This window comes from Paenibacillus sp. FSL R10-2778 (assembly GCF_038593035.1).
Taxonomy (GTDB): Bacteria; Bacillota; Bacilli; order Paenibacillales; family Paenibacillaceae; genus Paenibacillus_AQ; species Paenibacillus_AQ odorifer.
The window spans coordinates 2,343,812-2,367,092 of the sequence record NZ_CP151956.1; the positions used below are offsets into that span (position 1 = coordinate 2,343,812).

General features: G+C 44.2%; 24 protein-coding genes and 1 tRNA gene. 18 read left to right on the top strand and 7 right to left on the bottom strand.

Annotation, left to right across the window (positions count from 1 at the left end):
- Window positions 1-277 precede the first annotated feature (277 nt).
- Window positions 278-1,993, bottom strand: coding sequence for an ABC transporter ATP-binding protein (locus NST40_RS10135; RefSeq protein ID WP_076125049.1), 1,716 nt, complete (start codon window positions 1,991-1,993; stop codon window positions 278-280).
- A gap of 287 nt (window positions 1,994-2,280) precedes the next feature.
- Here NST40_RS10135 and NST40_RS10140 point away from each other — a divergent pair, with 287 nt between their 5' ends.
- The gene (locus NST40_RS10140; RefSeq protein ID WP_248549329.1) at window positions 2,281-3,459 is read left to right on the top strand and encodes an MFS transporter; all 1,179 of its coding nucleotides are present in this window, start codon (window positions 2,281-2,283) and stop codon (window positions 3,457-3,459) included.
- A 91-nt stretch (window positions 3,460-3,550) separates the two neighbouring features.
- Here the strand turns inward: NST40_RS10140 and NST40_RS10145 are convergent, their stop codons facing one another.
- On the bottom strand, window positions 3,551-4,312 hold the full coding sequence (locus NST40_RS10145) for a methyltransferase domain-containing protein (protein ID WP_076276366.1): 762 nt from the start codon (window positions 4,310-4,312) through the stop codon (window positions 3,551-3,553).
- A 237-nt stretch (window positions 4,313-4,549) separates the two neighbouring features.
- On the opposite strand from NST40_RS10145, the gene NST40_RS10150 reads away from it, so the two are divergent.
- The 7 genes from NST40_RS10150 to NST40_RS10180 all read left to right on the top strand — a co-directional run bounded on the left by NST40_RS10150 (window position 4,550) and on the right by NST40_RS10180 (window position 11,580).
- Window positions 4,550-4,633 (top strand) — tRNA-Leu (locus tag NST40_RS10150).
- 44 nt (window positions 4,634-4,677) lie between these two features.
- Window positions 4,678-5,772 (top strand): FAD-dependent oxidoreductase, encoded by a 1,095-nt coding sequence (locus tag NST40_RS10155; protein ID WP_342410652.1) that lies wholly within the window; start codon window positions 4,678-4,680, stop codon window positions 5,770-5,772.
- Between the two features lie 165 nt (window positions 5,773-5,937).
- Complete coding sequence (locus NST40_RS10160) at window positions 5,938-6,372, top strand: MarR family transcriptional regulator (protein WP_076133667.1); 435 nt, start codon at window positions 5,938-5,940, stop codon at window positions 6,370-6,372.
- A 531-nt stretch (window positions 6,373-6,903) separates the two neighbouring features.
- Entirely contained in the window at window positions 6,904-7,233 is a 330-nt protein-coding gene (locus tag NST40_RS10165) for a helix-turn-helix transcriptional regulator (RefSeq protein WP_076133666.1), read from the top strand.
- Window positions 7,230-7,787, top strand: coding sequence for a DUF2812 domain-containing protein (locus NST40_RS10170; RefSeq protein ID WP_076276364.1), 558 nt, complete (start codon window positions 7,230-7,232; stop codon window positions 7,785-7,787). Before NST40_RS10165 ends, NST40_RS10170 begins: the two co-directional genes overlap by 4 nt.
- 206 nt (window positions 7,788-7,993) lie before the next feature.
- Window positions 7,994-11,098 (top strand): PAS domain-containing hybrid sensor histidine kinase/response regulator, encoded by a 3,105-nt coding sequence (locus NST40_RS10175; RefSeq protein ID WP_076276363.1) that lies wholly within the window; start codon window positions 7,994-7,996, stop codon window positions 11,096-11,098.
- An 86-nt stretch (window positions 11,099-11,184) separates the two neighbouring features.
- Window positions 11,185-11,580 carry a NusG domain II-containing protein gene (locus NST40_RS10180; protein WP_036679457.1) on the top strand — a complete coding sequence of 132 codons (396 nt, stop codon included), beginning with the start codon at window positions 11,185-11,187 and terminating at the stop codon, window positions 11,578-11,580.
- On the opposite strand, the gene NST40_RS10185 is transcribed toward NST40_RS10180, so the two are convergent.
- Genes NST40_RS10185 through NST40_RS10195 form a run of 3 tightly spaced genes read right to left on the bottom strand, consistent with a single transcriptional unit; the run spans window position 11,573 to window position 14,513 of the window.
- Entirely contained in the window at window positions 11,573-12,448 is an 876-nt protein-coding gene (locus tag NST40_RS10185) for a TIGR03943 family protein (protein ID WP_076219883.1), read from the bottom strand. The two genes, NST40_RS10180 and NST40_RS10185, sit on opposite strands and share 8 nt — an antisense overlap.
- 50 nt (window positions 12,449-12,498) lie before the next feature.
- Complete coding sequence (locus NST40_RS10190; RefSeq protein ID WP_076276362.1) at window positions 12,499-13,488, bottom strand: permease; 990 nt, start codon at window positions 13,486-13,488, stop codon at window positions 12,499-12,501.
- Window positions 13,485-14,513: a GTP-binding protein gene (locus NST40_RS10195; protein ID WP_076276361.1), complete on the bottom strand. Its 1,029-nt coding sequence runs from the start codon at window positions 14,511-14,513 to the stop codon at window positions 13,485-13,487. Before NST40_RS10195 ends, NST40_RS10190 begins: the two co-directional genes overlap by 4 nt.
- A 203-nt stretch (window positions 14,514-14,716) precedes the next feature.
- Between NST40_RS10195 and rpmG the strand changes: the two genes are divergently transcribed.
- The 10 genes from rpmG (at window position 14,717) to NST40_RS10245 (ending at window position 21,578) form a co-directional block, all read left to right on the top strand.
- Window positions 14,717-14,866 carry a 50S ribosomal protein L33 gene (gene rpmG / locus NST40_RS10200; RefSeq protein WP_076098468.1) on the top strand — a complete coding sequence of 50 codons (150 nt, stop codon included), beginning with the start codon at window positions 14,717-14,719 and terminating at the stop codon, window positions 14,864-14,866.
- A 48-nt stretch (window positions 14,867-14,914) separates the two neighbouring features.
- Window positions 14,915-16,123 (top strand): GTP-binding protein, encoded by a 1,209-nt coding sequence (locus tag NST40_RS10205; protein ID WP_076276360.1) that lies wholly within the window; start codon window positions 14,915-14,917, stop codon window positions 16,121-16,123.
- Window positions 16,124-16,340: 217 nt separating this feature from the next.
- Window positions 16,341-17,048 carry a metal ABC transporter ATP-binding protein gene (locus NST40_RS10210; RefSeq protein ID WP_076125071.1) on the top strand — a complete coding sequence of 236 codons (708 nt, stop codon included), beginning with the start codon at window positions 16,341-16,343 and terminating at the stop codon, window positions 17,046-17,048.
- A complete protein-coding gene (locus tag NST40_RS10215; RefSeq protein ID WP_076125073.1) occupies window positions 16,994-17,860 on the top strand; it encodes a metal ABC transporter permease in 867 nt (288 codons plus the stop codon). Before NST40_RS10210 ends, NST40_RS10215 begins: the two co-directional genes overlap by 55 nt.
- The gene (locus tag NST40_RS10220; RefSeq protein WP_076276359.1) at window positions 17,850-18,929 is read left to right on the top strand and encodes a metal ABC transporter substrate-binding protein; all 1,080 of its coding nucleotides are present in this window, start codon (window positions 17,850-17,852) and stop codon (window positions 18,927-18,929) included. Before NST40_RS10215 ends, NST40_RS10220 begins: the two co-directional genes overlap by 11 nt.
- Before the next feature lie 26 nt (window positions 18,930-18,955).
- The gene (gene rpsN, locus NST40_RS10225; RefSeq protein ID WP_038569786.1) at window positions 18,956-19,225 is read left to right on the top strand and encodes a 30S ribosomal protein S14; all 270 of its coding nucleotides are present in this window, start codon (window positions 18,956-18,958) and stop codon (window positions 19,223-19,225) included.
- Window positions 19,226-19,374: 149 nt separating this feature from the next.
- On the top strand, window positions 19,375-19,809 hold the full coding sequence (locus NST40_RS10230) for a DUF6157 family protein (protein WP_081387435.1): 435 nt from the start codon (window positions 19,375-19,377) through the stop codon (window positions 19,807-19,809).
- The gene (locus NST40_RS10235; protein ID WP_081387434.1) at window positions 19,787-20,557 is read left to right on the top strand and encodes a GNAT family N-acetyltransferase; all 771 of its coding nucleotides are present in this window, start codon (window positions 19,787-19,789) and stop codon (window positions 20,555-20,557) included. The genes NST40_RS10230 and NST40_RS10235 overlap by 23 nt, the downstream gene beginning before the upstream one ends.
- A gap of 16 nt (window positions 20,558-20,573) precedes the next feature.
- Window positions 20,574-20,939 (top strand): hypothetical protein, encoded by a 366-nt coding sequence (locus NST40_RS10240; RefSeq protein WP_076219387.1) that lies wholly within the window; start codon window positions 20,574-20,576, stop codon window positions 20,937-20,939.
- 3 nt (window positions 20,940-20,942) lie between these two features.
- A complete protein-coding gene (locus NST40_RS10245; RefSeq protein ID WP_076219388.1) occupies window positions 20,943-21,578 on the top strand; it encodes a class I SAM-dependent methyltransferase in 636 nt (211 codons plus the stop codon).
- A gap of 112 nt (window positions 21,579-21,690) precedes the next feature.
- Here the strand turns inward: NST40_RS10245 and NST40_RS10250 are convergent, their stop codons facing one another.
- Window positions 21,691-22,494, bottom strand: a complete 804-nt coding sequence (locus NST40_RS10250) for an MBL fold metallo-hydrolase (RefSeq protein WP_076125083.1) — start codon at window positions 22,492-22,494, stop codon at window positions 21,691-21,693.
- A gap of 151 nt (window positions 22,495-22,645) precedes the next feature.
- A complete protein-coding gene (locus tag NST40_RS10255; RefSeq protein ID WP_036679391.1) occupies window positions 22,646-23,230 on the bottom strand; it encodes a helix-turn-helix transcriptional regulator in 585 nt (194 codons plus the stop codon).
- Window positions 23,231-23,281 lie beyond the last annotated feature (51 nt).

Sequence of the window (23,281 nt, forward strand, 5' to 3'; positions counted from 1 at the left end):
AAATAGCTAATTTTTGCTGGTTACTTAGCTTTTCAGGGAAATCCTCCCTAAATATCGCCTGAATTCCACTATTATGAGCAAATTGGGGTGAATTTGCGGGAGGTTTTCCCTGATTGCAAGGATTAGAGCAATAAACCAAAGAAAATCAGGGAGGAATTCCTTAATCAAGCATCACGTTTGCTGCAAATAGAGGAGTTACGCGAAAAAGCAAGCCTAGTCGCCAAAAACATGGTGACTAGGCTTGCTTCATTTTTGCCCAGCTGTGGCAAAATACTTTTTAAAAGTTATATTGCGCCTGATGCAGACGGCTATAAATTCCACCAGCATGGACTAGTTCTTCATGTCTGCCTTGTTCAGCGATTCCTTCTTCATTCACGACCATAATCCGGTCGGCATTTTTGATCGTCGTCAAACGGTGAGCGATGACGAGTGTGGTTCTGCCTACGGACAGATCAGCCAGGGATTGCTGAATTGCGGCTTCGGTCTCTGTGTCCAGCGCGGAAGTAGCTTCATCCAGAATCAGAATCGGCGGATTCTTGAGGAACATGCGAGCGATAGCCAGGCGCTGCTTTTGTCCACCGGACAGCTTCACACCGCGCTCCCCGATGACTGTCTCCATTCCATCTGGCAGATTCTGAATGAGCTCCTCCAGATGAGCACGTCGCGCAGCTTCCCAGATTTCAGGTAGCTTTGCATCCAGTTTCCCATAGGCGATATTCTCGCGAATTGTCCCGGAGAACAGGAAAACATCCTGCTGCACGATCCCGATTTGTTTGCGCAGCGATTCCAGCTTCATGTCACGGATATCGATGCCATCAATCGTGATGGCCCCGGCTGTGACATCATAGAAGCGCGGAAGCAGGCTGCAGATTGTTGTTTTGCCTGCGCCGGACGGCCCAACAAAGGCAATGGTTTCGCCAGCCTTTACGTTAAGGCTTATATTTTGCAGAACCGGACGATTCTCTTCGTATCCAAAAGATACATCCTGGAATGTAATATCACCGCGCAAAGCGTTGATCTCCACGGCATCCGGTTTGTCACTGATGTCAGGTTCCGTGTCAATGATCTCCAGATAACGTCTGAAGCCGGCAATTCCTTTAGGATAACTTTCGATCACGGCATTGATTTTCTCGATAGGGCGGAAGAAGATATTCGACAACAAGATAAACGCCACAAATTCACCGATTTGCAGCTCGCCATTGATAAAGAACCATGCGCCGCAGATCATCACCAGGATAGTAATGAGGCGGGTCATCATATAGCTGACGGACAAGCTTCTAGCCATGATTTTATAAGCCATAAGTTTTGTTTTGCGGAACATTTGATTATCTACTGCGAATAGCTCTTGTTCATGCTGCTCATTGGCAAAAGATTGCACGACCCGAATCCCGCCGACATTATCTTCGATACGGGCATTGAAACTGCCTACATTTCCAAATAGCTGGCGATAAGTTGAAGTCATATTGCGGCCGAAGTAGATGATTACCCAAGCCATAATTGGAACGATAATAAAAGTAATAATCGCCAGCTTCAGATTAATATCAGCCATTAGGAGAAAGGCTCCGACAAGGGTCATGATTGCAATAAATACATCCTCAGGACCGTGATGCGCCACTTCGCCGATATCATTTAAGTCATTGGTGATTCTTCCGATTAGATGGCCTGTTTTATTATTATCAAAGAATCGGAACGAGAGTTTCTGAATATGGTCAAACATTTTTTTGCGCATATCAGTTTCGATATTTATGCCCAGCATATGACCCCAGTAGGTGACAATATACTGCATCACCGTATTTAAGGCGTAAATCGCCAGCAGCGCAACACAAGCGATAAGAATAAGCGGCCAATCTTGACCAGGAAGCAAATCATCAATAAATTTATTGACGGCTACCGGAAAAGCCAGTTCTAGCAGTCCCGCAAAAACAGCGCAGGAGAAATCCAATATAAATAGTTTTCTATACGGACGATAGTAGGAAAAAAACCTTCGAAGCATTCTGTTCACTCTTTTCTGTGGTTTAAATATGAGTTCAAATGAAATTGATTCTCAACTACCCGATGATATGGATACTAAAGATGGTCAGCGGTTTTGTCAATAATTCGGGTATAAAATTACTTAAGGGTTGTAACTTCTAATAGAATAGTAGATGATGGTTCATAGTGTTTAAAATATTTCAAATCCTTGACAAGCTCTGTGCTTGGCCGGGGTTATTTGTTTGTAATTTAGGAGGATACACGATGAAAGCTTCACAAAGCGAAGGACACATTCAGAATAATAGCTTAATGGACAGCAAATATGATCGCTGGCTGCTTGTGCTGGGAATTATTTTTATCGCTGCAGCGCTGCGGGCTCCATTTACTTCTGTGGGTCCATTAATACAATTGATTCAGGATGACCTCGGCTTATCCAATACTCTAGCAGGAGCTATTACTACTTTACCATTATTGGCTTTTGCCATCTTGTCCCCGTTTGCTCCAAAGCTGGCCCGCCGTTTTGGTTTAGCTAATGTGTTATTAGTTGCCATGGTCATGCTGGCTATGGGAATTCTAATTCGCTCGGGATCTGGAGCAGGTCTGTTGTTCACAGGTACTGCTATACTTGGATTATCCATTGCCGTGTGTAATGTACTGCTTCCAGGTCTTATTAAGGGGAAGTTTCCTCACAAAATCGGGTTAATGACAGGTATCTATACAGTTTCTATGAATTTATGCGCAGCCATTGCCTCAGGAATTAGTGTACCGCTGGCAACAAATGCTGGATTCGGTTGGAGAGGGACCTTGGCCATCTGGTTTATGATCGCAGCTCTAGCAACAGTGTTCTGGATTCCGCAAATGCGAAAGCTTAATCAAGGAACCGGCTCTAAGAGTGCAGCCTCTAGCAAAAATATGTGGCGTTCATCTCTTGCTTGGAAAGTCACGATCTTTATGGGTTTACAGTCACTGCTTTATTACGTCTTTATTGCCTGGTTTTCGGTTCTCCTCGGTGAACGGGGAATGTCGTCGAGTAATGCGGGTTGGTTTCTCTCGCTCATGCAATTGGCACAGCTACCCTTTACTTTCTTCGTACCGCTGTGGGCAGGCCGGATGAAGAACCAACGTATTCTAGTTATAATCACTGCTGTTCTTTATTTCATCGCATTAGGTGGCATCTGGCAAGGCAGCGGCGCTTTAATGGCTGTCTGGGCGGTATGCTTTGGTATTGCCGGAGGATTTGCCTTCGGTCTTGCGATGATGTTCTTCAGTCTAAGAACAAGAAGCACGCAAGAAGCGGCGGAGCTGTCAGGAATGGCCCAATCTGTGGGTTATGTACTGGCAGCAATGGGACCGGCATTATTCGGCTGGCTGCATGATGTAACGAACAGCTGGACGGTGCCATTGATTTTACTGCTGGGTGCAAGTGTGCTGTTGATGGTTGTGGGACTTGGCGCTGGCAGTGATCGGTACGTTGGAGATAGAAAATAGGATCCCGTGTAAAAAGAGTGTGCTAGCGCGTGTTAAGCGCCAGTGCACTCTTTTTTTGACTATTGAACATGAGAAGTATTTCTTATCTATTCTAGCTTCGTTTGTAAGCAACAATCCGGATTCTGCGATAATCCATTACCCAGCGGCCGTCCTGATATAGCTTGGATTTCAATTTCTGTTCCATAGAAGAGAGAACTTCTGCGCGTTCGGTGGGTGTGAGCACACTTAAGATTCCATCGGCAAAAGTATTCAGCCACCGCTGAAATCCTTGCTCCAAGCCTTCCAGTGGTGTTGGCCGGTCAAAACAAAGGGCGAGGTCCACGGTCAGTCCGTGCTTCTCTAGTAGAGTTGCATACTCGCCAACGCTTGGGAAGTACCAGGGCAAATGCAGCTTATGACTACAGCCAATGGCTGCAAAAGCTTGTGGAAGGCCAGCGACGATGGAAGCAATATTGCCCAGTCCACCGAACTCGGCCACGAAACGGCCGCCTACCCGCAGGCTGGCAACAATGGACGCCGCCGCTCCGTTTGCGTCTGTTAGCCAGTGAAGGGCAGCGTTGCTGAACACAGCATCGACTGGCTGTTCTGCGACATAAGTTTGCCCATCAGCTAAGACAAAGCTTAGATGGGGATGTTTGTCACGGGCTGTCTGAATCATTTCGGCAGAGGCATCAATACCTGTCACAGTGGCACCCCTAGCAGCAATGGCTGCCGCCAAATCCCCGGTTCCACAGCCCCAATCGATAATCTGTTCGCCTGGCTGTGGGTGAAGCAGCTCAATCAATGATTCTCCAAACTGAGACACAAAGGCCATATCAGTATCATAGGTTTGGGTATTCCACTGCTGGTTCATAAGTATTCATCCTTTCTATTGATCGATTATTCCGACATCTCCGTCATAGCGCCTTACTTTATCTATGTTGTACCATAGGAGGCTTTATAATAGAAATATATAAACTGAATAATATTGATTGGTTGTGCCTATGAGTTTATATGAAGCCTATTTCAAAAACACAAAAACCTTGCGTTTTAAGTGCAGAGGGAGTATAGTATTATGTACAGGCGGTTTTGGTCGCCAGTTACATAATATGCGGTCATGGCGGAATTGGCAGACGCGCTGGCTTCAGGTGCCAGTGGTAGCAATATCGTGGAGGTTCGAGTCCTCTTGACCGCATCCTATCAACAAAAACAGGTTTCTGATTTACCTATTCAGGTAGATTGGAAACCTGTTTTTTTTATGTTGTTCGCGGCCACGCTTCGTTCCTATCGGCGCATGAAGTGAAGGTAACCGGCGAAAATAGTTACCGTATTTCAGCAAAAAATATCATTGTGGCAACAGGCTCGAGGATTTCCAAGGTGAATATCCCAGGAGTTGATCTGCCATTTGTAATGAACAGTACTGAAGCGCTCGCCTGCGAAGAGTTACCAAAGGTAATAACTATCATCGGTGGCGGGGTTATCGGCATGGAATTCGCCTTCATTTACCGTAACCTAGGAGTTGAAGTTCATGTTGTAGAATTTATGGACCGTCTGCTAACGATGCTGGACAGTGATATTTCGGTAGAAATTATGTGTTTAGCTCAGCGGGCTGGGATTCATATTCATACCAACTCCAAAGTTTCCAAAATCCAACGTGCGGATGATGGTCAGGCGATTGTAACCTATGAGAATAGTGAGGGTGAGCATCTGCTAGTTAGTGAAAAAGTATTGGTCGCTATTGGACGCGAGCCTAACCTAGAGGGTCTGGATATCGAAAAAGCAGGTATTCAACTAAATGAACGTGGTAAAGGTATTGCCGTTGATAAACAAATGCGTACGAATGTAGAAAATGTGTATGCGATTGGCGATGTAACTAACATTATTCAGCTTGCTCATGTTGCTTCACATCAGGGCATTACGGCTGTAAACACCTTACTCGGTGAATCCCAAGATATGCATTATTCCGCGGTACCGAATGTAATTTTCACCTCTCCAGAGATTGCCAGCGTCGGGCTGTTGGAAGATGAATGTAAGGAGAATGGGCTGGACTATCGTGTGAGTAAGGTATCTTTTGCAAGTAACGGAAAAGCATTGACAATGAATGAACCGGAAGGTTTTATCAAATTAATCAAAGATAATGGCTCCGGACAGATTGTGGGAGGGTCTATCATTGGTCCCGATGCGTCTTCTCTGATTAGTAGTCTTACACTTGCGATTGCCAATGGGCTTACGGAACAACAGATTACACAGACAATCTTTGCCCATCCAACTACTGGGGAAGTAATTCATGAAGCTGCATTCGGTTTAGGAATTGGAGCGTTGCATCAAGGATAAGTTGTTCTAAGTATCTCGGGAGATGGATCCTGCTGCAGCCTAAATAAATGAACTATGTGATCACTTGAAAAGTATGTTCAGCTTCCTTAATATATTTTGCTATAATAAATTAGAAAAGAGTTGATTATTTTAAGATAAAACAGTTGGGATTGGTTGGTGTAAACATTGTTTAATTTAGATGACTGTATGGCCTTTATTGCAAACCGTAGTGCAAAAATATTCGCGGAAGCCTTGGAAAAGGAATTTCGGCCGTATAATATGACCCGGAGCCAATGGATTGCGATGTATTACATCTATACCAGTGAATCCATAACCCAGAGAGAATTAGCAGATAAAATGTCTATAAAAGAGCCCAGCGTAGTCAGGCTGCTTCAAAAATTGGAATCTGAGGGTTTCTTGCATCGCTCTGGCACCCATGCGGATAAGCGAGTCAAGCAGTTGGAATTGTCAGATAAGGGAGTACAGATCTATCTCGATTTACTGCCAGTTGCCGAAAAGTTTAAAGATGATACGATCACCAATATTTCTGAACAGGATCTTCAAACGTTTAAAAATGTACTAGGTGTCATGGTTGAAAATGCCTCAAAAGAGAGACCATAAAAACTATGCAGAACAAAATAAAGAATAGGTCAGGTTGGGTATGTTCTTTTTTTACATATCTTATCTGGCCTATTTTTTTGTATAGACTTTTGTAGTTTTAGAATCTGTGCGAACAGTGTCTGCTAACGGACCGTATGGCCGCTATTATTGATTTTTGGCACATTTTACAGAGGTTTCGGACTGCATAGCGCTTATTGCTAAGGAATCGTGTGAAAAGCGAGTGTTTGGAGACGAATAGCTGCATCTGAGTCCGAACGTAAGCTGAAACACGCTATTTTTCGGAAATAGCGGCATCTCAGTCCGATACTTCATAATGAGAAAGGAATAGGTGCCACGGTGGGAGTATCTAGCTGCTGAGTAGCCCCCCCAACAAATCCGTCCTAGCTAAGTGCTAGGCGTTTTTTTGTTGCGCTCATAATCGCTGCGATGAAAAAAATGGGTGTTTTTGTATTGACAATTATATCGGCTTCCGCAATAATGGTATTACGGAAGCCGATATATCGACAACAGTAATAGAATGGGGATGAAATGATGCCTGAAAGCACAGAAAGAGGCGCATTAACTGAAGCTGTATTTTATATCTTATTGTCTCTATATACAGCAATGCACGGATACGCAATTATGCAGAATGTGAAGGACTTAAGTAACGGTCGGGTTGATCTGGGCGCGGGCACTTTATACGGAGCACTTAACACTTTACTGGAAAAAGGCTGGATAAAAGCAGTGGAAGGGGAGCAAGGTTCTCGTAGAAAAGAATACGAAATTACCGGCTTAGGAAAGTCAGTGATTCAGGGAGAGATCATCCGTCTGGAAGAATTGATAGCCAATGGTAAGAGAATAGCTGGAGGTGAGTCCAAATGAAACATGTGGTTCGCAAGCTGATTTGGGATTATGAGAAGGAAGAAAAGTGGCTTAATGAAATGTCTGCGAAGGGGATGGCTCTATCAGAATTATCTTGGTGCAAATATGTGTTTACAGAGACCCCCAATAATGAGTACACGTATAGAATTGAGCTTTTAGATAACTTGCCGGATCATCCGGATAGCATCAAATATATCAAGTTTTTAGAGGAAAACGGTATAGATTGTGTGAGTACTTACATGCGCTGGGTTTACCTTAGAAAGAAGTCAGTGGAAGGTCCGTTTGATATTTACACAGATCTGGAATCCAGAATAAAACACTATAAGCGAATCAACAGGTTATGGAAATCTGTAATGTGGTTAGAGTTGATTTTAGGCCTATTTAATGTGATGATTGGTGTAATAAATTATTCTTTTTCATCACAGAATCTCAGTATGGTAAACGTAATAATGGGCGGTATGTTGATTTTTTTAGGTCTTGTTTTTTTAATTATTGGTGCACCTATCCGTAAGAAAATTAAGAAGCTTCAGCTGGAAAATTTGATAATAGAATAGGACTTTAGAGTTGTAACATGCACACACGGCAAGTTTCCTTTTCAGAGGGAGACTTGCTGTTTATTTTTTGCGGAGTTTTACTGCGAAATTTACCAGTCTATCATTTAGGACTCAACTATCAAGCTTATTTACCGAAAAAAAGGTATACTGAAATTATTACAAGTTTGTTAATATAGTCCCCCATTTTCAAAAGAGGAGGCTTACAGGTGTCTGATTTTCTTTTTAAACAGCTATACTTACGGTCTTCTATCGGGATTGCGGTAGTCTCTCCGAAGGACGGGACGTTATTACAATCGAATCCTGCGCTATGCCAAATGTTTGGTTATGCAGAAGAAGATCTTTTGAATATAAATTATCTGGATCTTGTGTATCCGGAAGATAAAACTAATAACGATCATTCCGTTATCCTGAACGATTTGCTAGCTGAGCCTGGGACTGCATTGGAGAAAGAACGGCGGTTCTTGCGTAAGGATGGAGAAATCATCTGGGTAGCCCAACATATATTTTTAATCTATCAGGAGAATTCCAGTGAACCCTATGTCCTGATTTCTGAGTTAACAGATATCACTGACCGAAAACTTGCTGAACAAAAGATTCATGAAGATGAGCAGTTATATAATTTGATTACGAAAAATACACCGGATATGATTTCTTTTGGCGATCCTGACGGGACACTGCACTACGTATCTCCCTCAGTGGAGCTGCTGTTAGGTTATTCTGCACAAGAAATGATAGGTACTAAAAGACCCGAGTATTATCACGTAGATGATGCTCTAGAGATGATTGAACAAGGTAAGATATATTCCGATACGGACGTATTTACTCGTAGAGCCCGTCATAAAGATGGACATTATTTGTGGATCGAGAGTTCTTCCCAAGTGGTACGTGATGAGCAGGGGAACGTTAAACAGATATTAACCATTGGTCGCGATATTACTCAGCGCAAGAAATACGAGGATATGCTGGCTAAAGCGCAACACCTTGCGAAGATGGGGTCCTGGGAATGGGACATGACAAAATCACGGCTGACGGTTTCCAGAGAAATGCGTAATATTTTTGGCTTTTTGGAAGATGAGAGCAATCATTCTTATTTTGATTACAGACGTGTTTTTGCTTGCATTGATCCTGACGATTTCATCAGACTTGAACGGTTAGTACATCAATCCATGGAGAATGGGACTAATGGCGAAGTAACGGTCCGTATTCATAGTGCGGATGGAGAGCTGAAATATCTGGATGCGCACTGGGAAGTGATTACGGATGAAGAAGGAAGACTGCTGCAGATCAGCGGGATAGCCCAGGATGTCACCGAACGTCAACGAATGGAAGAACAACTGCGGGAAAGTGAGCAGAACTATCGTCTGATCTCAGAAAATTCTATGGACTTCATTTCACGTAATGCAGCGGACGGGAGCTTTACCTATCTGTATGCCTCACCCATCTGCCAGACTATGTTTGGCTATGCACCAGAAGAAATGTGCGGAACTAGAGGGATTGATTACATACATCCGGAGGACAGAATCAAATTAACTTCATATCTCAGCAATTGTATGGAGGGGAAGAAGCTTGAGCCTGTTATTCTCCGGTTTATTTGCAAAGACGGAACCTGTATTTGGACAGAAACGACACTGCGGTATATTTACTCTGAGACCTGCGGGAATCAAGAGCTTGTCTGTGTAACCCGCGATATTGGGGAACGTACGCGTCATTTTGAAGAAATACAGAAATTAAGTAACGAATATGCGCTGATCTTGAATTCGGTCTCTGAGGGCATATTTGGGATGAACCTTGAAGGCAACACGATGTTCATTAATCCAGCAGCCATTACTATGTTGGGTTTCGATCCTACTGAGTGGGGAAACAGCAAATTTCATGCGATTCACCAAACCTGGCTGGATAACGAGTCTTTTACAGGAATTCAGAAGACGCTGCTTCCTTCGCGCTCCAATAATCTCACTATTGAAGATAGGGAGGGTGTGTTTTGGAGGCAGGATGGTTCAAGCTTTTTAGTCAGATATCGAATGACCCCACTGTTTGATGGTGGTGAACGGATTGGGGCGGTTGTCGTCTTTCGTGATATCACGGAGGAGAAGGAGATTGTGCGGGCGAAGGAGTCTGCCGAGGAAGCGGACCGGGCAAAATCGGAGTTCCTAGCGATCATGAGCCATGAGCTGCGTACGCCTATGAACGGTATTATTGGGATGGCTGATCTTTTATCGGGGACGGAGCTGGATGAAGAGCAAAGCTACTACACACAGATCATTAACAAAAGCGGAGAGGCATTGCTTCATATTCTGAATGAAGTGCTGGATTTCAGCAAAATTGAAGCAGGCATGATGACGCTTGAACTGCAAATGGTGGATTTACATGAAGTGATACAGAACGTTTGTGAACTGTTTTATCCGAAGGTTAAGGAAAAAGGGCTTTTACTTACTAGCGAGTTATCTCCTGAGCTTCCAGCCGTCATCATGACTGATGGGGCGAGATTGCGTCAAATTCTCGTAAATCTGGTTGGGAACGCAGTGAAATTTACGGAGACAGGTGAAATCAGTATCTCTGTTATGCTAGAAGCCTCAGAGGCATCCGGAAATCTTATCGTGAAATTTGTCGTAAAAGATACTGGGTTGGGGATTCCAGTTTCCAGCCAAGGTCTATTATTTCAATCCTTCTCGCAATTGCATCCGTCGATCAATCGTAAATATGGCGGTACAGGGCTTGGACTTGCCATTAGTAAAAAGCTGGCCGAGCTTCTTGGCGGATCTATCGGTGTAAATAGCTGTGAGGATGAAGGCTCGGAGTTTTATTTTACAGTGGAGGTCTCTCTACCCAAAGAGGAATGGGATCAGAAATTGACCGTCAACGCCTCAACAGATTTGGTCAGAAATGATAAATCCACTGTTAAAGAGTTAACTACCGGTGAATATGGACCGATGTCCATTCTTATTGCTGAAGATCATCCTGTGAATCAGCAGCTTATGCAGGCGTATCTGAAAAAGAGGGGATATGTTCCTGACATCGCCTTAAATGGTGAGGAAGCAGTTCGGGCTGTGCTTTCCAATCATTATGATCTGGTATTTATGGATATTCAGATGCCTATTATGGATGGAATAGAAGCAACGGGAATCATACGTGAGAAGCTAGGGCTGAATCCAATCATCATTGCGGCTACAGCCTTTGCCAGAGATGAAGATAAGATGATGTGTCTTAGTGCTGGAATGCAGGATTTCATTTCTAAACCCATCTCGATAAAAGAGCTCGACCGGGTATTAAGAGAGTGGTCTGCCCAAATTCGTTTAGGTGAGCATCATTGACAAATAGGGTTATGATTAATATATTGATATTAATCGTAATCATTACGTATATTATTTGTCATGAAAGGATTCTTATCTTGCTAACAATGAAGCGCGGGGATATTTTAATTATTGTGATAGCCTTGTTAGCTGCGGGCTTGATTTATGGCATGAAGTGGTGGGACAGCAGCAATGAGCAGTATCAGCAAGGGGATTTGAAAGCTATAATTACGGTGGACGGTAAAGAATACAAAACCGTTTCTTTGACTAAAGAAGAACAAATTATAGATATTCAAACGAAATTCGGCCACAATACGCTAAAGGTGTTTGATTATGGAATCCAAATGACCTATTCTGATGCTCCCTTAAGAATTGCTTTGGAAATGGGGTTCATCTCAAGACCCAAACAGCAAATTATCTGTATTCCAGCTCGTATTATGGTAGAAGTATTTAATCCTAATAAGTCTGAGAATGATGAGGATGAGCTAGATGCGATTATTTAGTAATCTTAGTTGAGCCTTCTAGCTCCTTCCATGCGGTGATAGAGTCAGGACTGGTGTAGATGTAAGGTGTTACGGGTTGTTTGATAGGTGTAATAGACTCTGCACTAATTTGCATAATTTCTTGACCTTTATAGGGAACAACTTGAAGCTTGCCCCGAACCTCTATCCAGGTATCGGTAGGCAGGCTTTTTAGCTTGCCGGAATCCACTAATATCCCAAAAGGTGTAGCATCGGCAGTACAGCATTGGACCAGAAATCTACCTATGGCAAAAGAATTCTCTGAATGTTCACCTTGATCACGATATAAAAAGCCGGAAATAGTAATTTCTTTGCCTGCAAATTGTTGTTTGTACAGCTCAAGCGCACCTAAAGTTTCGGAGAAAATCGCCGAATAAACTGGGACCACAGGTTGTGCATAAAGGATCTTGGCCAGCTCAGTAAGCTCTTCATGGTAAGGATCAATGGACTCGAATCTCGCGGAATTTTTAGCTTCAGTGGGCAAGGAGGATAGGGAGATTCCTTTTTTAGCAGCAGCCATACTTCCCAATGCGCGATCAGGAAGAAGAAATCCGAGCAGCAGTGGAAAAAGGAATAATCCATATAGCGCTGTACTTTTGAAAAAAGAATGTGGGAGCCGATGCTCGCAGTCACAGAGAACACTACCTTTGCCAAATAAAGCCTGTATGGTCAGACTGAGCGCCATAAGTGTCAGCGGGATTGGGCATAATTGAACCCAGCGTGCCAGTTTAGGAGCTACATAATAATGCAAAGCGTCCTGCTGTACCAGATGCCCGATATAGAGGGAGAAAGCGAGCAGAATGACCGCCCTTAACAAATAGTGAAACCGGATGCTACGAGAGTCATTCATGCTCTATCCTCCTACCCATGTTGTAAGCAACAGCTTACCACCTCTATGAATTACAGCCACAAGGACATGAATACCGCCCCAACAAACACGCTTGCGAAGATCAGAAAGAACAAATAAAGAGCGAATTTGGTCTTAAACAGTGAGAGCAACATCAATGAATTTTTGAAATCCAGCATGGGTCCGAATACCATAAAAGCGAGCAGAGCCCCAGATGGAAAAGAATGTACGAAGGTGGAAGCTACAAAGGCATCTGAGGTAGAGCAGAGCGAGAGCACAAATGCCAGTCCCATCATGAAGAAATATGACCCCAGCGGTTTAGCTCCGATCGCGGCCAGACTGTCTTGAACCATAAATGTCTGAATACCAGCGGTTAACAAGCAGCCGATAATTAAATATTTCCCCATCTCAAAAAACTCATCTGAGGTATGGACGAAAACAGCGGCTATTTTTCCCCCGCGAGAATTATTGTGATGAGCTTCCCCCGTTTCACGCTGAACATTTAGGCGGATGGGAGATTTTTTGACCGTTGCGTAGATTATCAAGCCTATGAGACAGGCTACAACAAACGCCAGACCCATACGGGCATAGGCCAGCTCCGAGTGGCTGCGAAATGCTGTCATGGTCGCCCCATAGACGACAGGATTTAGGATCGGTCCGGACAAAATAAACACGATAGCCACGTAAACAGGCATACCTTTATGGATAAGCCGGCGGACGAGCGGGATCATTCCACATTCGCAGACCGGAAAAATAATTCCGAGCAGACATGCGAACAGAATAGCCGGAAGAGGTCGCCGCGGAATCCACCGGGAAATCATTTCATCCGGGATAAAGACGCGAAGCAGTGAAGATAACAATGCTCCTGCTAATACAAACGGCAAGGCTTCCAGCAATATGCCGATAAAAGCGGTTTTGAAGGTGTCGATGTACGCATTATCCAACAGTTCCAGATGATTCGGCAGCCATACAAAACCAATGATAATCAGAAAAGAGATCGGGAGGAGCAACGGCAGTATTTTTAATGGTGAAAAGGTAGTCAAAACTCGAATAAGGCGGACCACCGATCTGCCAGCTGTTCTTCATCTATATTCATCCCGATGAACACCACATATGGCATACCAGGATAACGAGAGGCTTCCCAGGTAGTACGCATCCCCGCATATTGAACAAGCTGAACCGGCTCCTGTTCGGACAAAAGAATATGCCCCTTGGCACGTAACAGGTTGTCACCCCATTCTTGAAAGAAGGCCTCTAGGCGTTCTTTAGAAGGCATTGTTGTCCTTACCTGCGGAATGGTTAACGTGATGGCTGTTACCTGCGAGAAAGAAGCATGCTGCTCCTCATGCAGCTCTTTTACAGCGGTTCCCCCATGCTCTGAATGCATTTGTTTCAGTGATGCTCCTTTGAAGGTTTGAGGCGCTCGCTGCGGAGCCGGAGCTATGATTTTACGTGGGATAATTCCTGACAATATCGGAGACAGGTTGATTTCACTGTAATGGGTGTACACAATTTCAGCCTCCGTATTTTGTTTACGAACTCCCTTTTCAATTCGCCATAAGGTTTCCGGTTCTACGAGATCACTTTTATTAACGACAATAAGATCAGCTGTGGAAAGCTGCTTACGCAGGGTCCGAACGAGCTGTTTGTCAGAGGAGAGTCTGCTGTTATATTCCAGAGCATTTTCCGCATCTAACAGAGTGATGGTATAGTGCAGCTCCACCAGATCCTGTAGAGGAGTTTCCTGCAACGTTTTGGCGATTTCTTCAGGATCGGCGACGCCGCTCAACTCCATATAAATGGCATCTGGACGTCCTCTCAGCAGCACCATCAGGCTATCTGCCAAATCCTCTTTACGGCTACAACATACGCATCCGTCCAGCAGTTTAGTTACAGCTGTACCGGTATGCTCCTGCAAAATATACCCGTCCACATCTCGTTTGCCCAGTTCATTCATTACTACTCCTGGATTCAGCCCTCTTACCTTGCTCTCTTTCAGCAGGGACAACAGCAGAGTTGTCTTCCCGCTCCCCAGAAACCCGCTCAAAATAATTACTGGTATCTTCATGATCTCCACTCCTGCCTGATTCTCTAGGAATTACAAGAATCATATTTTTTATAATTCCATCTATACGTAATTTGTCCACCAGAAAGACCACAAAATTAAGAGAGTTGAAATTTTTACAAGATCATAGTTGACAGATTGTGAATAAACCGTGTACGATGTGTTAATCGTAATTATTACGATTTAATCAAAAGGAGATGGAAACGATGAGAGTAATCATAACTCTGGCATGTACGGAGACAGGAGATCGCAACTATACCACTACCAAGAATAAACGAAATCATCCAGGGCGTATGGAAATGAAAAAATATTGTCCACGCCTTAAGAGAGTAACCTTACATCGCGAAACCCGTTAAGGGCGGATGTTTTTAATCTTGATTTTATAAACGATAGGAGTGATATAGTTGAAAAAGCTCCCTGTTACCGTGCTCAGTGGATATTTGGGCTCTGGGAAAACAACATTGTTGAATCATATTCTGCACAACCGTGACGGTCTTAAAGTAGCTGTTATTGTAAATGACATGAGTGAAGTGAATGTGGATGCGAATCTGGTGAAGTCCGGAAATACGCTTTCCAGGACTGAAGAGAAATTGGTTGAGATGTCCAATGGTTGCATCTGTTGTACACTTCGTGATGATTTGATTGTCGAAGTACAAAAACTGGCTGCGGAAGGGCGATTTGATTACATCCTGATTGAATCCTCAGGCATTAGCGAACCTGTGCCAGTAGCACAGACCTTTACCTATGCCAATCCCGAGTTGGATATTGATCTGACTTCGCTTGCTCAATTAGACACGATGGTGACTGTTGTGGATGCTGGGCGTTTCTGGCATGACTTCTCCTCAGGTGATAGTCTGATGGACCGCAACCAAACGGCTGGAGAAGGGGATTTCCGCGATATTGTGGATCTGCTTATTGATCAGATCGAAACTTGTGATGTCTTGCTGCTTAATAAGTGCGATCTGTTGAAAGAAGATGAACTCAATAAGCTTGAAGCTGTGCTGCGTAAGCTTCAGCCGTCTGCTAAGCTGATCCGTACAATTAACGGTGTAGTAGATCCAAAGGAAATTCTAAATACCGGATTGTTTGATTTTGAGAAAACAAGCTTATCCTCTGGTTGGATCGCGGAGCTGAATAAAGAGACCCATACCCCTGAGACGGAGGAATACGGGATTTCTTCTTTCGTCTATCGCCGGAGAACACCGTTCCACCCGCAAAGATTAAGTTTTTTCTTTAGCAACTGGCCGGAAGAGGTCGTTCGGGCAAAAGGGGTGGCATGGGTAGCGGCAAAAGGTGATCTTGCAGCTACTGTAAGTCAGGCAGGACCTTCCATTCAGTTCGGACCTGCTGGTTACTGGTTGGCTACAATGCCTAAGGATCAGCAGCTGGAGGTGCTGGAAAGCGAACCTGAGCTGCGGGCAAAATGGGACGAGCAGTGGGGCGATAGAATAAATGAAATCGTATTTATCGGTGTAAATATAGATCAGGCACAACTCGAAGCCAGATTGGACAGATGTCTGCTGACAGCGGAGGAGCTGAAGCAGGATTGGACAAAGTTCAACAATCCACTTCCGTGGCCTATTGAAGAACTCCTTGCGGCTGCTGAGGAATAGATACTTAGTAAATTAACGTTGGAAATCCGGAATCCAGAAGGTGGGATTCCGGATTTTTGTTGTATTCGAAAAAGGACTAATAGTTATTATTACGATTAATTTTCAGTTTTGGGTTTACAAATCGTAATGATTACGATATTATCAAATTTGTTAAATCGTAAAACTTACGATTTAATCTGGTTGGACATAATATCAGTCAGAAGGGAGGCGAGGCATGATGATCCTATCATCCATGCGGAATGTAGTGTTCGGGTATGGGGATGAACCTGTTCTTGATGATATCTCATTAGATATTCATACCGGACAGTTTATTGGTATAACGGGACCCAATGGTGCTGCTAAAACCACCCTGCTGAAGCTAATGCTCGGCCTGCTTCGTCCATGGAGTGGAACGGTTCAGTTGAATAAAGAGTTATCAGATAACGGAAAGATGGTTATCGGCTACGTTCCACAGCAGGTAGCTTCTTTTAACGCAGGGTTCCCAAGTAAGGTGATCGAACTGGTTCGCTCGGGTTGTTATCCAAGGCTTGGATTATTTAGACGCTTTACACCTGAGCAGGACGAGATCGTCGAGCGAAGTTTAAAGCAGGTGGAGATGTGGCATTTGCGAGACCGGAAGATAGGAGAACTGTCAGGCGGCCAGAAGCAGCGGATTTGCATCGCTCGAGCATTGGCACAACAGCCGCAGATATTGGTTCTTGACGAACCAACTACGGGAATGGATCTGGACAGTCGTATTGGGTTCTATAAGCTGATGCGCCATGATGTCAGTGAACACGGCCGGACCGTAATCATGGTGACGCATGGCCTGGAAGAGACCAGCTCCTATCTGGATACGTTGATCAGCCTGGAACGAAAGGAGAATGAGGGTTGGCAATGTTTAGTTACGAATTCATGCAACGTGCATTTTGGGCCGGTGGATTAATTGGCATTATCGGTCCGCTACTCGGGGTATATCTCATGCTTCGCCGTCAGGTCCTAATGGCGGATACCCTCTCTCATGTTTCGCTTGCAGGAGTAGCACTAGGCTCAATACTACAGCTTAATCCGGCACTAAGTGGCTTCATGGTAGCGATTCTCGGTGGTATTGTCATCGAACAGCTTCGACGGTCTTATCGTACATATAGCGAGCTTCCGGTAGCGATTATTATGACCTCTGGATTAGCATTGGCAGTTGTACTTATGAGCTTAAAGCAGAATTTAAGTAAAAGCTTCAGTTCCTATCTGTTTGGTTCCATCGTTGCGGTCAGCGATACTCAACTAAAGATTATCGCTGTGGTTGCTGTAATCGGTCTGATCTATTTTATTGTGTTACGCAGATCCTTATATAATCTGACCTTTGATGAAGAGACCGCTAGTATCAGTGGAGTTCATGTGGGCTGGTTATCATTTTCGTTTGCTGTACTAACTGGAATGACAGTCGCTGCTGCGATGCCAGTTGTTGGAGTGCTGTTAGTCTCAGCGCTTATTGTTTTGCCAGCTTCGATTGCTTTGCGTATAGCGTCTGGTTTTACGACAGCTATATTGATCTCAATCGGCGTAGGATTACTCGGCGTTTTTAGTGGCCTAAGTGCCTCGTATTACATCAATACACCGCCTGGTGGGACGATTGCTCTTATACTGCTATCGTTCTTATTAATCGCAATTTTGGTACAGAAGCTGATCCGACTAAGAAATCGTCGGCGAATTCATAAAACTATTTCCAGTAAAGGAGTTACACCTCTCAATGAAATTTAGAATCCATCATTTAGCCATTTTGTCCCTGTCCGCGTTACTTATTGCCGCCGGTTGCGGTAATAATGCTGTTAATTCTTCTACTACTACGAATGCTTCTGGAGCCGCAGAAGCTACAGCCCTTCCGGAGTCATCTAAATTAAATATTAAAGTCAGTTTCTATCCTATTTACGAGTTTACCAAAAATGTGGCAGGAGATCTGGCGGACGTGGAAGCACTCATACCAGCAGGAATCGAACCCCATGATTGGGAACCGACAGCAAAAGATATGGCAGAAATCTCAGATGCGGATATGCTGATCTATAATGGCGCAGGAATGGAAGGTTGGGTAGATCAGGTGCTGGAAAGTGTATCTGGCACTCCGTTAATTACTGTAGAAGCGAGCAAGGGTCTGGACATCATGGAAGGCACGGAAGAGGAAGAGGAAGAGGCTGACCACCACCATGAAGAAGGGGAGCATGTTCATGAAGAAGGAGAACATGCTCATGAAGAAGGGGAGCATGCTCATGAAGAGCATTCGCATGAAGAGCATTCGCATGATCACGGTGGATTAGATCCGCATGTGTGGCTCAATCCTACATTAGCCATTCAAGAAGTGCGTAACATTGAAGCAGCTTTAGCTGCTGCCGCACCTGAACATGCCGAGGATTTTAAGACAAATGCAGATGCTTATGTAGCTAAGCTGGAGCAACTGGATCAAGAATTTAAGGACGGTCTTAAGGATACTAAACGCAAGGATTTTATTACTCAGCATGCGGCTTTTGGATACCTTGCCAAGCAGTATGGATTAACTCAGGTCCCGATTGCCGGACTATCTCCGGAGCAGGAGCCTTCTGCCGCAAATATGAGTAAGATTGTGGAGTTTGCGAAAGAGCATAAAGTGAAGACGATTTTCTTCGAGACACTTGTATCCTCCAGTGTGGCAGACACAATAGCAAAAGAGATTGGTGCCAAAGCAGCCGTTCTAAACCCAATTGAAGGATTAACAGAGGAAGATCGCAGTCAAAACCTGGATTATTTAGGAATCATGCGTCAGAACCTGGAAGCCTTGAAGAGTGCATTGAACGAGTAGATTTAAAGGATGGAAGGAGAACGAACATGGCCAAGAAATCTAAAGTTGTGAAAGAATTGAAGAGACAAGCACTAGTCGCCAAATACGCTGTTAAAAGAAAAGAACTAAAGGAACAGGGGGACTATATGGCTTTGCAAAAGCTGCCACGTGATTCCTCCGCAACTCGTCAAAAAAATAGATGCCAAGTGTCGGGCAGACCTCGAGGCTATTTGCGGAAATTTAATGTTTCCCGAATTGTATTCCGCGAATTGGCGCATAAAGGTCAGATTCCGGGCATTACCAAGTCGAGTTGGTAAATGAGAACGGCTAATTCTCCGTAGTTTAGAGGATTGGCCGTTTTTGCTGTTCATCCATCATGGGCTTTAGAAAATTCGGCTATGCTTAGAATAGGAAAATGATTTATCATAGAAGGAATATATTTCTATTTAAGATGGAGGTGATGCAAATGAGCTATACCGATACTTTTATTCGTGTAGCAGAAGACTGTCCTGAGGAAATAGGAGTTCCTCCGATGTCTTGCCGAACGCTCCCGCCTGCACATGTGATTCAATATGAACTGTTAATCAATGAGCCCTACAAATACAATCATGAAGAACTTCTGTACGAGGTTCATGTGCGCCATAAACAAATTCCACAGGAAGAACGTTTGGCCCGTAAGGAAGAAATATGGAACGAACTATTTTCCAAAAATCATCCTTGTCTAAGGGCTTCACTGTTGCCGAAGCGTTTTGGTTGGGGTGTTCATTATAACGGTGAGGGGAAAATAGCTCTCTATGGCAAAGAGTCTCCCGAATATGACTATTTCACCTGCCAAGGGGAGGGAGCTGTGAAATTACTGCCTGCGATGCGTAACAAACGTGCTTCAAAAGGAGCGGATTAAGCTGTATAAATTCATAGAAGAAATCACACTTAATACTTGGCCGGCGGAGCAAAGTGTTCTCCTGCAGGGCTGGATTCTACGTTCGGCAGCTGGTTATACAAAAAGGGCCAATTCGGTCAATCCATTATACGGTGCTGACAGCTCTCAGGTTGAACTCACAGAACAAATCAAGCTTGCGGAACGGTATTATGAGCATGCTGGACTACAGTCCGTGTTCAAAATAACTCCCTACATCCAGCCGCCAAAGCTTGATGAGATTCTTGCAGAGCGTGGCTATACAATTGCCGAGCCTTCATCTGTAAGGCTTCTTGATCTGGGGGACTTAGCGAGCCCTGATCTGCGTTATACGGTACAGATACAGGAAAGCTTGACTGAAGAGTGGCTGCACACCTTCAGTGAGCTTACCGGCTTGTCTGAAAAGAACCGGGAAACCTTAACTAGAATGTTGTCTGCATCACATTTGCAGCAGGGTTATGTCCTGTTGTTTAATCATGGTGTTCCTGTCACTTGCGGTCTTGGTGTGATTCAGAACGGGTACTTGGGTCTGTATGATATTGTCACTTCCCCTGCTCATCGTAGAAAGGGAATGGCGGAACAACTGCTGCTAGCGTTGCTTAATTGGGGTAGAGCAAAGGGAGCAACGACTTCCTTTCTGCAAGTTGTGCAAGCGAATACGGGGGCTTCAGCCTTGTATGACAAGCTGGGTTTTAAGGAGATCTATCAGTATTGGTATAGAGTGAAAAACTAGCTGAGGAGGGGATGCGGTGAGAAAATTAGGATTGAATCTCCTGATCATTATTGTGTACTGTTTTCCATTTGTCTATTTCGCGATGGATAAAGATTTCAATAATGGTTCAATGGTTGGTTATTTAATGATGATCGTCATAACATCACTAATAGCTTTTTTGGGAAAATGGTCTAATAATATAATGGCTATAGTCATTGGGAATATCGCTTCTGCATTTGTCTCTTATTATTTTATTAGCAACTTGTCAGGGGAAGGCGGTTGGGACGGGACGTTTTTCAAACCACTTGGACCTACAGGATCGTTTATATTTTTTAGTATGCTAAACCTGATCCCTCAGTTCCTTGCGATGAAATTAGCGAATAAATTTAAAAAGAAGGTCTAATCTATGTCCGAATACTGGAGTCTAAGATTTGCTCAGGAAGGAATGATCTGGGGGAGTGAACCTAGTCCTACAGCTCAGGCAGCAAGGGATATATTCCGGCAACATAACGTGAAATCAGTTTTAGTCCCGGGTGCGGGATACGGAAGAAATACGAAGGTGTTCTCAGATGAGTTTAAGACCTTAGGCATTGAGTTGAGCGAGGACGCGTTAAAGATGGCGGCAGAATGGGATCCCAAGAGCCATTTTATCTCAGGTTCCGTATTAGATCCTATTTCTGAAGTACAGGTTGATGCTGTCTACTGCTATGACGTATTGCATTTATTTCTCGAAGAGGATCGCCGCAGGCTCGTAGCTAATTGTCTGGAACAGCTGCGGCCGGATGGCTTGCTCTATTTTACCAGTTTTTCCGATGAGGATGCGAACAACGGCTGTGGAACACTTTTGGAACCGGGAACCTACGAATACAAAGAGGGAAAATACGCCCATTTTTTTAGTGAAGAAGATTTAAGACAACATTTTGCAGGTACGAAAATAATTACGACCGGCTCATGTGTGGAGACTTTATGTGGGCCGCTTGGAAAAAAACATCAATACATACTGAGATATATCGTCGCACGTAAATCTGCACTAAGCAAGTAATTTAGGGAGGAACTCCCTATAATTTCGTTGAATATCCGTAGAATCGGCTATATCAAATGAATTATAGGGACTTTTTCCCTAGACCTCTGTGCGCTGATCAGGAGTACCTTTTTTACACAAATTTACCTTGACCCGGTAGCGCCATTTCTTTGAAATTTTTGCACAAATGAGCAAGCTGAGTAGACAGCTCCTCACCTTCCATGGGTACTCCATGTCCCGAAAGAACAAGATGTGGATTCAGCAAGGCAAGGGTACGGACCGATTTCTCAGCAGCTTCCCAGTCTGTCGTGAAATAAGAGGGTGGGCCATGCACCACCTGATGCTGCGTAGCCACTGCAAATACGGATTCCTGTTTGACCGTAAGGAATGTATCACCTGCGATCAGCACTCTATCCTCAGGCCTGAACAGGGAGATATGTCCGGGACTATGTCCAGGGGTATGGATCCATTCCCAGCCCTTCGCACCAGGGACAGTCCTGTCTTCCGGCAAGGGATGAACGGCTGAACCAAGGTCAATGCCATGATGTGAAAACAATGGCGATATCATGCTCATAAGCCCGCCGCCTACGGCTGGATCGGCTGGAGGGTAGTCTTCTTTACCTGTCAGAAAAGGTAGTTCTAGCGGATGAGCATATACAGGCACATTCCATTCCTCAACAAGCCTTTTTACACCCCCAATATGGTCGAAATGCCCATGCGTCAGGATAATTGCCACCGGAGGTTTATCATAATGCTCCGTAGCAAAATCAATAATATTGCCTGTATATGAGCTAAGACCAGTATCTACAAGAACCCAATCCGAAGAGGGCTGGCCAATTAATGCGACATTTACAAACATAGTGCGAAGTCCAATGACACCAGGGGCCACTTTCCAAGTATCGGTATAGCCCTTTGACAGAATTCCGTTAAGTTTCATCTTGCGCCTCCTGACCCGTTCTTTAGTACTACACAATATATTTACACACAGTAGTATGACCTCTTTTTAAGAAAAAAAGGTATGGCAAATAACCCTTCTCATGATTTCTTGAAGAAGGGCTGTGTTAGACGTGTTTTGTGAGAGGATTGTATTAGAGCGTTCCGCAGTCTGCAAATAGAATATGGCGTGGAATCCGAAAGAAAGCTTCGGCTTTTTCCTGCAGAGCAGGGGTCGGCAGATGGCTGTTGTGGAGCCATTTTCGAAATGTTCCAGGATGGACGCCTATCCAGATACTTACATCCGTTACTGAGAAATCGTAAACCATACAAAGTCCGGTCAGGATAACATTGCTGCGCGGTGAACTGGTAATACTTCTTTTCATAAAACGTGAAGGTGTAGGCTGACATACAATGGGGCTTTGACGAATCAATGCTTCATTGAACAGAATGTGGGGTGGGTACCCCAATAGGCGGCAGGTCTTGTCAATGTTATTGTTGGAAGGGATACGACCTTCGTATACCCAAGCGCTTACACTGCGTGAGGATATACCAAGCTCTTCTGCGAGTCGTGACAGCTTGATATCCTTAGCCATCAATACAGCAAGCAGCACACGGTTTCTAATCTGGCTGCGCTTTGGACGGCGAAATCTTTTGACTCGAACGCCTTGTCCAAGGTATTTGCGATTGATCAGAGACCACGCCTGGATATTATGAGTTTCTTGTTGGTTATTAGGCATAATTCCTCCGATTTTTTAAAAATATACTACAACACTTTCTGGTATATCGGC

Bases quoted from the DNA above. Each gene is read 5' to 3' on its own strand.
- NST40_RS10195 (WP_076276361.1), bottom strand. From the start codon at position 14,513: ATGAAGATACCAGTAATTATTTTGAGCGGGTTTCTGGGGAGCGGGAAG.
- NST40_RS10255 (WP_036679391.1), bottom strand. From the start codon at position 23,230: ATGCCTAATAACCAACAAGAAACTCATAATATCCAGGCGTGGTCTCTG.
- NST40_RS10210 (WP_076125071.1), top strand. From the start codon at position 16,341: ATGATCCTATCATCCATGCGGAATGTAGTGTTCGGGTATGGGGATGAA.
- NST40_RS10245 (WP_076219388.1), top strand. From the start codon at position 20,943: ATGTCCGAATACTGGAGTCTAAGATTTGCTCAGGAAGGAATGATCTGG.
- NST40_RS10145 (WP_076276366.1), bottom strand. From the start codon at position 4,312: ATGAACCAGCAGTGGAATACCCAAACCTATGATACTGATATGGCCTTT.
- NST40_RS10230 (WP_081387435.1), top strand. From the start codon at position 19,375: ATGAGCTATACCGATACTTTTATTCGTGTAGCAGAAGACTGTCCTGAG.
- rpsN (WP_038569786.1), top strand. From the start codon at position 18,956: ATGGCCAAGAAATCTAAAGTTGTGAAAGAATTGAAGAGACAAGCACTA.
- NST40_RS10220 (WP_076276359.1), top strand. From the start codon at position 17,850: ATGAAATTTAGAATCCATCATTTAGCCATTTTGTCCCTGTCCGCGTTA.
- NST40_RS10185 (WP_076219883.1), bottom strand. From the start codon at position 12,448: ATGAATGACTCTCGTAGCATCCGGTTTCACTATTTGTTAAGGGCGGTC.
- NST40_RS10165 (WP_076133666.1), top strand. From the start codon at position 6,904: ATGCCTGAAAGCACAGAAAGAGGCGCATTAACTGAAGCTGTATTTTAT.
- NST40_RS10140 (WP_248549329.1), top strand. From the start codon at position 2,281: ATGGACAGCAAATATGATCGCTGGCTGCTTGTGCTGGGAATTATTTTT.
- NST40_RS10250 (WP_076125083.1), bottom strand. From the start codon at position 22,494: ATGAAACTTAACGGAATTCTGTCAAAGGGCTATACCGATACTTGGAAA.
- NST40_RS10135 (WP_076125049.1), bottom strand. From the start codon at position 1,993: ATGCTTCGAAGGTTTTTTTCCTACTATCGTCCGTATAGAAAACTATTT.
- rpmG (WP_076098468.1), top strand. From the start codon at position 14,717: ATGAGAGTAATCATAACTCTGGCATGTACGGAGACAGGAGATCGCAAC.
- NST40_RS10170 (WP_076276364.1), top strand. From the start codon at position 7,230: ATGAAACATGTGGTTCGCAAGCTGATTTGGGATTATGAGAAGGAAGAA.
- NST40_RS10180 (WP_036679457.1), top strand. From the start codon at position 11,185: ATGAAGCGCGGGGATATTTTAATTATTGTGATAGCCTTGTTAGCTGCG.